Annotated in this window: 10 protein-coding genes; 5 read left to right on the top strand and 5 right to left on the bottom strand. The window is 69.7% G+C overall.

Annotated features, from left to right (window positions below):
- From OEY_RS28300 to OEY_RS0110875, 4 genes are all read left to right on the top strand, one after another.
- On the top strand, positions 1 to 371 hold a 371-nt coding region (locus OEY_RS28300; protein WP_010593904.1), incomplete at its 5' end, for a cytochrome P450.
- An 11-nt stretch (positions 372 to 382) separates the two neighbouring features.
- Positions 383 to 577, top strand: coding sequence for a ferredoxin (locus tag OEY_RS0110865; protein ID WP_010593905.1), 195 nt, complete (start codon positions 383 to 385; stop codon positions 575 to 577).
- A 17-nt stretch (positions 578 to 594) separates the two neighbouring features.
- Entirely contained in the window at positions 595 to 1146 is a 552-nt protein-coding gene (locus OEY_RS0110870) for a hypothetical protein (protein WP_010593906.1), read from the top strand.
- Positions 1140 to 2399 (top strand): hypothetical protein, encoded by a 1260-nt coding sequence (locus OEY_RS0110875; protein ID WP_010593907.1) that lies wholly within the window; start codon positions 1140 to 1142, stop codon positions 2397 to 2399. Before OEY_RS0110870 ends, OEY_RS0110875 begins: the two co-directional genes overlap by 7 nt.
- A 105-nt stretch (positions 2400 to 2504) precedes the next feature.
- Here the strand turns inward: OEY_RS0110875 and OEY_RS0110880 are convergent, their stop codons facing one another.
- Complete coding sequence (locus OEY_RS0110880; RefSeq protein ID WP_010593908.1) at positions 2505 to 3971, bottom strand: FAD-dependent oxidoreductase; 1467 nt, start codon at positions 3969 to 3971, stop codon at positions 2505 to 2507.
- 28 nt (positions 3972 to 3999) lie between these two features.
- Positions 4000 to 4851: an LLM class F420-dependent oxidoreductase gene (locus OEY_RS0110885; RefSeq protein WP_010593909.1), complete on the bottom strand. Its 852-nt coding sequence runs from the start codon at positions 4849 to 4851 to the stop codon at positions 4000 to 4002.
- Positions 4852 to 5012: 161 nt separating this feature from the next.
- Here OEY_RS0110885 and OEY_RS0110890 point away from each other — a divergent pair, with 161 nt between their 5' ends.
- Positions 5013 to 5660, top strand: a complete 648-nt coding sequence (locus OEY_RS0110890; protein ID WP_010593910.1) for a TetR family transcriptional regulator — start codon at positions 5013 to 5015, stop codon at positions 5658 to 5660.
- Positions 5661 to 5709: 49 nt separating this feature from the next.
- Here OEY_RS0110890 and OEY_RS0110895 read toward each other — a convergent pair whose 3' ends face one another.
- The 3 genes from OEY_RS0110895 to OEY_RS28305 all read right to left on the bottom strand — a co-directional run.
- Entirely contained in the window at positions 5710 to 6534 is an 825-nt protein-coding gene (locus tag OEY_RS0110895) for a hypothetical protein (RefSeq protein WP_010593911.1), read from the bottom strand.
- Positions 6535 to 6745: 211 nt separating this feature from the next.
- Complete coding sequence (locus OEY_RS29780) at positions 6746 to 6883, bottom strand: methionine/alanine import family NSS transporter small subunit (protein WP_082061337.1); 138 nt, start codon at positions 6881 to 6883, stop codon at positions 6746 to 6748.
- A partial coding sequence (locus OEY_RS28305) for a sodium-dependent transporter (protein ID WP_010593912.1) occupies positions 6880 to 8194 on the bottom strand: 1315 nt, incomplete at its 5' end. The genes OEY_RS28305 and OEY_RS29780, both read right to left, overlap by 4 nt.

An 8194-nucleotide genomic window follows, 5' to 3' on the forward strand; every position in this document is an offset into this window, starting at 1 on the left:
TCGCGCGCGGCGAGTTCGAGGTCGAGGGTTACCGGATCGGGGAGGGCGATCTCGTCGGCGCCACCCCGGCGATCTCCAACCGCATCCCGGAGGACTTCCCGGAGCCCGATTCCTTCGATCCGGGCCGCTACATCGATCCGCGGCAGGAGGACATCGTCAATCGCTGGACCTGGATTCCGTTCGGGGCGGGCCGGCACCGGTGCGTGGGCGCGGCGTTCGCCCTCATGCAGCTCAAGGCGATCTTCTCGGTCCTGCTGCGGGACTACGAATTCGAGATGTCCCAGCCGTCCGGAACCTACCGCAACGACCATTCCAAGATGGTGGTTCAGCTCGCGCAGCCGTGTGCGGTGCGCTACCGCCGTCGGATGTGAGGACACCCCCCGTGAAAGTGGAAGCAGACCTCGACCTGTGTCAGGGGCATGCGATGTGTGCGCTGGAAGCACCGGACGTCTTCGACGTTCCCAAGCACGGCACGGTCCGGATCCTGATGGACGACATACCCGAAAACCTGCGCGGCGACGTCGAATCCGCCGTCCGGTACTGCCCCACCCGAGCCCTCCGCATCGTCGAGGACTGATCCCGAGGAGACACGTCATGGCACCGTTCGACCGAGCCGAACTCGACGAGATGATCGAACGCTGGATCGGAGCGAACATGAAGGCCGAGGCAGCCGGCGACTGGAAGCCCTTGGCCGAGATGTACACCGAGGACGCGACCTACGGTTGGAACTACGGCCCGAAGGACGACTTCATGGCCGTCGGAAGGGCGGAGATCCGCGAACTCGCCCTCGGCCAGGAGATGGCCGGTCTCGAGGGATGGCAGTACCCCTACCAGCGGTTCGTCGTGGACGAGCGGACCGGCGACGTCATCGGCTTCTGGAAGCAGGTCGCCGACGCGACCCGCGACGACGGATCACACTACGAGGTGTACGGCTTCGGCGGCAGCTGGTTCCGCTACGGCGGGGACTTCCAGTGGTCCTGGCAGCGCGACTTCTTCGACTTCGGCAACGTCTCCCACCTGTTCCTGGAGATGATCACGGCCGGCACCCTGTCCGACGGCATGAACAGGCGGATCGAACGGTCGACGTCGATGAAACGCCTGCCCGGCTGGTACCCGGCCGGACAGGCACCGGTGCCGCTGTGGTGAGCCCGGTGAACGTCCGCGACTCGTTCGCCGCGCTCACCCGGTCGGACCTCGCCGTCCTCGTCCCCGAACTGCTTCTGTGCGGCCAGCTCGTCGACCGGTCCGGGATGGCCCACCTGATCTCGGCGTTCGGACGGCAGGGGATGGCCGAGGTGGCCGTCGAGGAGTGGCAGGCGTCGAGCCCGTGGTACACCCGGCGCATGCAGCGCGCCCTGCGGTACGAGGGCGACGGCGTCGAGACGATCTTCAAGGGGCTGCAGCTCGACATCGGTGCGCCGCCACAGTTCATGGACTTCCGGTTCCGCGTCGACGACCACGACCACGGCGAGTTCCGGCTCGACCACTGCGGCGCGCTCATGGACGTCGAGCCGCTGGGCGAGGCGTATGTGACGGCCATGTGCCACGACATCGAGGACCCCACCTTCGACGCGACCGCCCTCGCCACCAACCCGCACGCGCAGGTGCGGCCGATCCACCGGCCCCCGCGCCGGCCGGCCGACCGCCACCCGCACTGCGCGTGGACGGTGACGATCGACCCGTCGCACGTGCCGCCGGAGACCGCCCCGCACACCGAGGCGATCGGCCTTACCGCGGCCGTCGCGGTGGAACTCGGTCCGATCGACCCGGCGGACGAGGGACGCGGCGACTACTCCGGCCCCTTGCTCTCCGATCTGCGGTTCGCGGACTTCTCGCACTCGGCCCTCGTACGGATCGCGGAGGAGGTGTGCCTGCAACAGCATCTGCTCACGCTGGGCTTCCTTCTCGGCGTGCGCAAACGCACCGACGAGGACACCGCGCTGTCCCTCGCCCGCAAGCAGCTGACCGGCATTGCGGGGCTGGCGTCCGAGCGGCTACGCGACGCCCTCGGCCTGCCGCGCGACGTCGAAGGACTGGCGACGGTGCTCTCGGTCCACCCTGTGTTCGCGCCGAGGCAGTACGTCGATTGCGAGATTAGTTGGGAGCCCGGCAGGCTGCACCTGCGCCTCGGGCGGTCCGGGGGTGCCGACGCGGACGGATCGTGGCCCACCCTGATCGACGGGGACCACCTCGGGCCGTTGCAGGCGCTGGTGCGCGGCGTCGACCCGCACTTCACCGCGCGCGTGGTGTCCGAGGACGCCCACGCGCTCACCGTCGAGGTGATCCGCGAGGCCGAACCCGCGAGCGAGTGCGGCGAGGTCGCGATCACCCGCTTCAGCACCGGCGCGACCTTCGCGTTCGCCGACCGGGGAATCCCCCTGCCGCTCACCGTCGTCTGAACGCCCCGCCCCCATCCGTCCGGCCCGTACCGGCCGAATGTCACATCGGTTCGATTCGATCGAACCGATGTGACATTCGGCCACACCGACGGGGTGGGGGAACGTTCAGGTCGCGGCGGCGGCGATGCCGGCGCGGCGGCCGAAGAAGCTGCTGTCCCCGAGCGACGTGCCGCTCGCGTAGCCGCCTGCGCACACACCGGAGGTGCAGCGGCCCGCGGCGTACAGGCCCGGGATCGGCTCGCCGGAGACGTGCAGGACCTCCGAGTTCACGGTGGTGTGCAGGCCGCCGAGGGTGAAGCCCGCGGTGCAGTTGCGCAGGTCGAGCGCTGCGACGGGGGTCCCGATCGGTCTGACCCACTCGGGCTTCTTCCCGAGGACGGGGTCGGTGCCGGCCGCGGCGTGCCGGTTGTACACCTCGACGGTGGCCTGCAGAGTGCCCTCCGGCAGGCCCATGTCGGATTCGAGTTCGGCGACCGTCTCCGCCGCCCATTTCGGCGGGAACCGGAAGTACGGAGTGGAACTGGTGGTGGCACAGCCTTCTTCGTAGGAAGCCTCGTCGATGACGAGGTACGCCTGGTTGTCGTTGCGCAGAAGGGTGAGCTGTCCGACGCGTCCGGGGTAGGTGTCCTCGGGGACGTACCGCTGGCCGCGGGCGTTGACGAGAATGCCGCGTGCCATCAGTTGCGGATCGGCGAAGAACGCCACCTCGGTGGCGCCCATGTGCGCGAGGTCGGCGCCGAGGGCCTGAGCCATCCGGATGGAGCAGCCGTCGTGCTCCTCGATCGCGGCGGCCGGCCGGCCGATGAGCTGCGGGGCGAACGCGGTGACCATGGCGTCGTTGTACGCGAAGCTACCGGTGGTGAGCACGACGCCGCGACGTGCCCGCACGAAGACCTCGTCGCCGAACTTCTTCGCGGCGATCCCGACGACCCGATCCGCGTCGTCGACGATCAACCGCTGCACCCGGATGTCGAACACCGGTGTCACCCCGAGGGATTCGGCCGTCTCGGCCAGCGGCTTCATCAGCATGTACCCGCCGCCCTGCTCGCCGGTGCGCTTGTTGCTCATCTGCGGCACGTGGCCGCGCGGAGCGGGCGTGGCGATCTCGTTGAAGGGTGCGGAGTTCTCGCCGCCCGAGTACATCAGGCCCTCGTCGCCGGGGATCTCCCAGCCGGGCTCGCCCCAGAACGCCGATCTGAACACCACTCCGTTCTCGGTGAGCCACCGGTAGTGCTCGACGCTGCCGTCGCAGTAGTCCGCGATCTTGGCCTCGTCGGCGCCGGGGCCGAGGGCGGCGAGCATGAACGTCTTCATGTTCTCGGGGGTGTCCTCGAATCCGAGTTCGCGCTGGAGCGGTGTGCCGCCGCCCAGGTAGACGATGCCGCCGGACAGGGCCGCGGCACCGCCCCAGCCGCCGGTGCGTTCGAGGATCAGCACGTCGGCGCCGGCGCGGGCGGCCTCGATGGCGGCCGAGACCCCGGCGATGCCGTAGCCGGCGACGACGACGTCGGCCTCGTGGTCCCAGGCGGTGATCTCGGCGGCGCGCAGTGGGCGGAAGGCGGCAGTGGTCATGGAGGTGTTCCTTCTCTGTCGTGGACCGTCAGCGGGTCGAGTCCAGCGTGGCGGCGAGCTTGTCGAGGTAGGCGAGGATCTCGTCCTCGGGGCGGTCGGGCAGGCCGAACATCACTTCGGTCACGCCGAGGTCGCGCCACCGCTGGAGCCGGGCGGGGTCGGGCCGGCCGGCGAGGACCACGATCTCCGGGGCGCCGTCGCGGCCGGCTTCGGTCCAGGTGGTCCGCAGCCGTTCGACGCGGTCGTCGATGTCGCGTTCGATCGGGGTGGTGATCCAGCCGTCGGCGGAGCGGGCGATCCACGCGAAGGTGCGGTCGGTGCCGCCCGCGCCGATCAGCACCGGTGGGCGGGGCTGCTGGATCGGTTTGGGCCAGGCCCAGCTCGGGCCGAACGAGACGAACTGCCCGGCGTAGGCCGCCTCGTCCTCGTTCCACAGGGCCTGCATCGCCTCGAGGTACTCGCGCAGCGCGGTGCGCCGTTTTCCGGGCGGTACGCCGTGGTCGGCGAGTTCCTCGGCGTTCCAGCCGAATCCGGCGCCGAGGACGACCCGCCCGCCGGAGAGGTGATCGAGGGTCGCGACGGTCTTGGCCAGCGTGATGGGGTCGTGCTCGAGGGGCAGGGCGACCGAGGTGCCGAGCCGGATGGTCGAGGTGACGGCCGCGGCGAGCCCGAGCGCGACCCACGGATCCAGGGTCCGGCGGTACCGGTCGTCGGGCAGCGTCTCGTTGCCGGTGCCGGGATGTGCGGATTCGCGGCGCACGGGGATGTGGGTGTGCTCGGGGACGTAGAACGCGTCGAAGCCGCGTTCCTCGGCTGCCCGGGCGGCCCGCTCCGGCCGGATGCCGCGATCGCTGGTGAACAGGGTGATGCCGTGACGCACGGACGCTGCCTCCCTACTGGTCGAGTCCAGGCAACTGTAACGCGTTCTAGTGTGCGGTGGAACTCGTTCCAGACAGCTGTCCATTCAATCCGCACGGGTCCGGGCGCCGCGGGACGGGGAGCGCACTACGCTGGCGGACAGACGTACGAAAGGTGAGGACGATGGCGGAGGCGAGCGCAGCATCGCGATCGAAGGTGCGGCCCGCGTCGTTTCTGGGCGCGGACCTGAAGCCGGCCCAGCGCGCCCGCTACCTGAGGATCATCGAGACCGCGAAGGAGCTGGCCTCGGAAGGCGGCTACGACGCGGTCCAGATGCGCGCCGTCGCCGAGCGCTCGGGCGTGGCCCTGGGCACCGTGTACCGCTACTTCCCGTCCAAGAACCACCTGCTGGTGGTGGCGATGGTGCTGCTGTTCGAAGATCTGAGCAACCGGTTCGGCGAGACCGAGATCCCCGGTGACTCGGCGCACGAGCGGATCATGTCGGTGCTGCACGGCTACATCGGCCGGCTCGAGAGCGACCACAACCTCTACGACGCGCTCGTGCGTGCAGCGATGTTCGCGGACGCGTCGTCCTCGGCCGAACTCGACCGGCTCGGAGCGATCATGACCGGGATGTACGCCCGCGCGGCGGGCGTCGAGGTGGTGAGCGAGCAGCTGCTCAACGCGGTGCACGTGATCGCCGACGTGTGGATGTCGAACCTGGTGAGCTGGGCGGCCGGCCGGGCCACCGCGGACCAGGTGATGGCGCACATGGACAGTGTGGTCCGGCTCGTGTTCGACCGGCTGGAGAAGCTCCAGGCGATCGGCTGACGCGATCGTCCGCGTCCGGGGCGTGCATGCACACCCCGGACGCGGACGATCAGGCCGGGACCTCCACGATGCCCACGGTCGGCAGGAAGAAGCACGACGTCTCGCCGTTCTGCACCGTGCCGAACACGGCGGCGAGGACGGTTCCCGAGCCGGTGGCGACCGGTGCTGCGCGGACTCCGCCGAGCGGGACCGCACCGGCGAAGAAGTTCTGCACCGCGGTGGCGACGAGCGGCCGGGCGAACTCGGGCACGCCCCCGGGGACGGCGAGCGCCGCGGCCTCGGCGATGGTGCCCATGGGCACGAACCCGCCCTGGAAGGTGTTGACGTTGAACCACGCGACCTGCATCCCGGTGGTGTTCGCGCCGTCCTTCTCCACGCCCATCGGCACGAAGGCGAACAGGGTCTCCCCGGGATCGACGGCGTTGACGGGCCCGACCATCGGGATGTTCAGGTTCGGCCACGGGCCGGGGGCGGCCCCGGCGACGGCGGGGGCGATGCCGAGCGGCAGGCTGCCGCCCTCGGTGCAGAAGGGCGCGCCGGTGGGGTAGAGGAACGGTTCGATGCCGAGGCCGCGCAGGAACTCCACGGCGTCCTCGTAGGCGGAGAGCGGCGAGTCCTCGGCGACGTCGGTGGCGCCCCCGCGCGCGGAGCCGATGGCCTCGGCGGCGGCGACCGCGAGGGCATCGGCGCCCGGCTGGGCCCGGAGCGTCTCGAGGGCGCCGACGAGCGGATCGGGTGCCGGCGCGGCAGCGACGATGGGGTCCGCGGGGGGTTCGGCGGCCGCGACGGCGGGCAGCGCCAGGGCAGCGGCCACGGTGAGGGAGGCTGCGGCGGTGAGCCGGCGCAGCCCGCGCCGGGTGGTCCTGGTGGTCATGCTTCGCTCCTGTACGTGGTCGGAACCGGAACACCGTCCGCCCCGGAGTCCTGCACGGCTCCGGGGCGGAGACCTGCGAGTCACGTGTTACCTGTGTGACTCGTGGTGTTGGTGGGATCAAGCAGAACACAGCGAGAACAGACCGGCCAGTCCGGCGCGGCGTGGTGTTATGCAAACGAAACGAGTCGTGTCCGGTTCGAGACCGGACATTTCACTCGTGAGGGCGTTCGGCCGACTCCAGGCCCGAGGTGTCGTCCGGATTCCGGCGTAGATGCATCAGGCTGGCGGAGAGACCGCCCCACACCAACCCCAGTGCGACGACCATCATCGCGATCGCAGATCCGCTCACAGTCTCTCTCCCGCTTCCGTCGATTCGGTGTGCGCCAACTCGGCGTCCGTCAACCCCCACGGGGCGAACGACAGCGCCACCGCGATCACGATCACCGCCACCTGCACACCCCATCCGAAGGTGGCGACGAGCGCGTCGGGCAGGTCGCCGTAACCTTCGTCGATCCGGTCCACGATCTCGCTGATCAGCATGTACCCGAGCACGACCGGGGTGAGGACGCCGGCGAAGATCCGCCAGAGGAGGCCGACCTTGAACGACGACACCGAGTTCAGGTGATCCTGCAGCTCGGGCAGCCGGCGCAAGCCCCATGCGAGCACGACGAGCGTGACGAGAGCGACCCCGACGATGCCGAACTGGTTGGCGAAGCGGTCGACGACGTCGAGGGTGTTCAGACCGGTGGTGGTCGGGAACAGCAGAACGGACGTGATCGTCGCGACGCTGCCGACGAGCAGGACCGCCGGCACGCGGGTGAGGCCGGTCTTGTCCTCGACCGCCGATACGCACACCTGGATGATGCTGATCAGCGACGTGAAACCCGCGAAGACGAGCGAGCCGAAGAACAGCAGGCCGAACAATGCACCGCCGGGCATCTGCGAGACGATCGTCGGGAACGCGATGAACGCAAGGCCGATCCCGCCGCTCACCACCTCGTCCACACCCACGCCCTGCGCCTGCGCCATGAAGCCCAGCGCCGAGAACACCCCGATGCCGGCGAGGATCTCGAAGCTCGAGTTGGAGAAGCCGACGACGAGACCGGAGCCCGTGAGGTTGGTCCGGTGCTTGAGGTACGACGAGTAGGTGACCATGATGCCGAAGGCGACGGACAGCGAGAAGAAGATCTGGCCGTAGGCGGCGATCCACACGCCGGTGTCCGTGAGCGCCGACCAGTTTGGCCGGAAGAACGCGTCGAGACCGGTCGCGGCGCCGTCGAGGGTCAGCGCCCGCACCACCATGCCGGCGAACAACAGCAGCAGCAGCGGCACGAAGAACCGGTTCGCGGCCCCGATGCCGCGCTGCACCCCCAGCGCCAGGATGACGAGCACCACGACCCAGATCCCGAGCAGCGGCCACGCCACACCCGGCACGAAGTCGAGGCCGAACGTGGCGTCGGCATCCATCTGCAGGAAGTCCTGCAGGAAGAAGGCTTCCGCGTCGTCACCCCACGCCCGGGTCGCCGAGAAGAACGTGTAGCGCAGCGCCCACGCGATGATCACCGCGTAGTAGACGCCGATGACGAAGCAGATGCCCACCTGCCACCAGCCGAGGCTCTCGGTCGCGCGCTTGAGGCGGTGGAACGCCAGCGGCGGGGGG

The organism is Rhodococcus sp. P14, assembly GCF_000256505.1.
Lineage (GTDB): Bacteria > Actinomycetota > Actinomycetes > Mycobacteriales > Mycobacteriaceae > Rhodococcus > Rhodococcus ruber.

Coding starts and splice junctions, on each gene's coding strand:
- OEY_RS0110870 (WP_010593906.1), top strand. CDS start 595: ATGGCACCGTTCGACCGAGCCGAACTCGACGAGATGATCGAACGCTGG.
- OEY_RS0110880 (WP_010593908.1), bottom strand. CDS start 3,971: ATGACCACTGCCGCCTTCCGCCCACTGCGCGCCGCCGAGATCACCGCC.
- OEY_RS0110890 (WP_010593910.1), top strand. CDS start 5,013: ATGGCGGAGGCGAGCGCAGCATCGCGATCGAAGGTGCGGCCCGCGTCG.
- OEY_RS0110895 (WP_010593911.1), bottom strand. CDS start 6,534: ATGACCACCAGGACCACCCGGCGCGGGCTGCGCCGGCTCACCGCCGCA.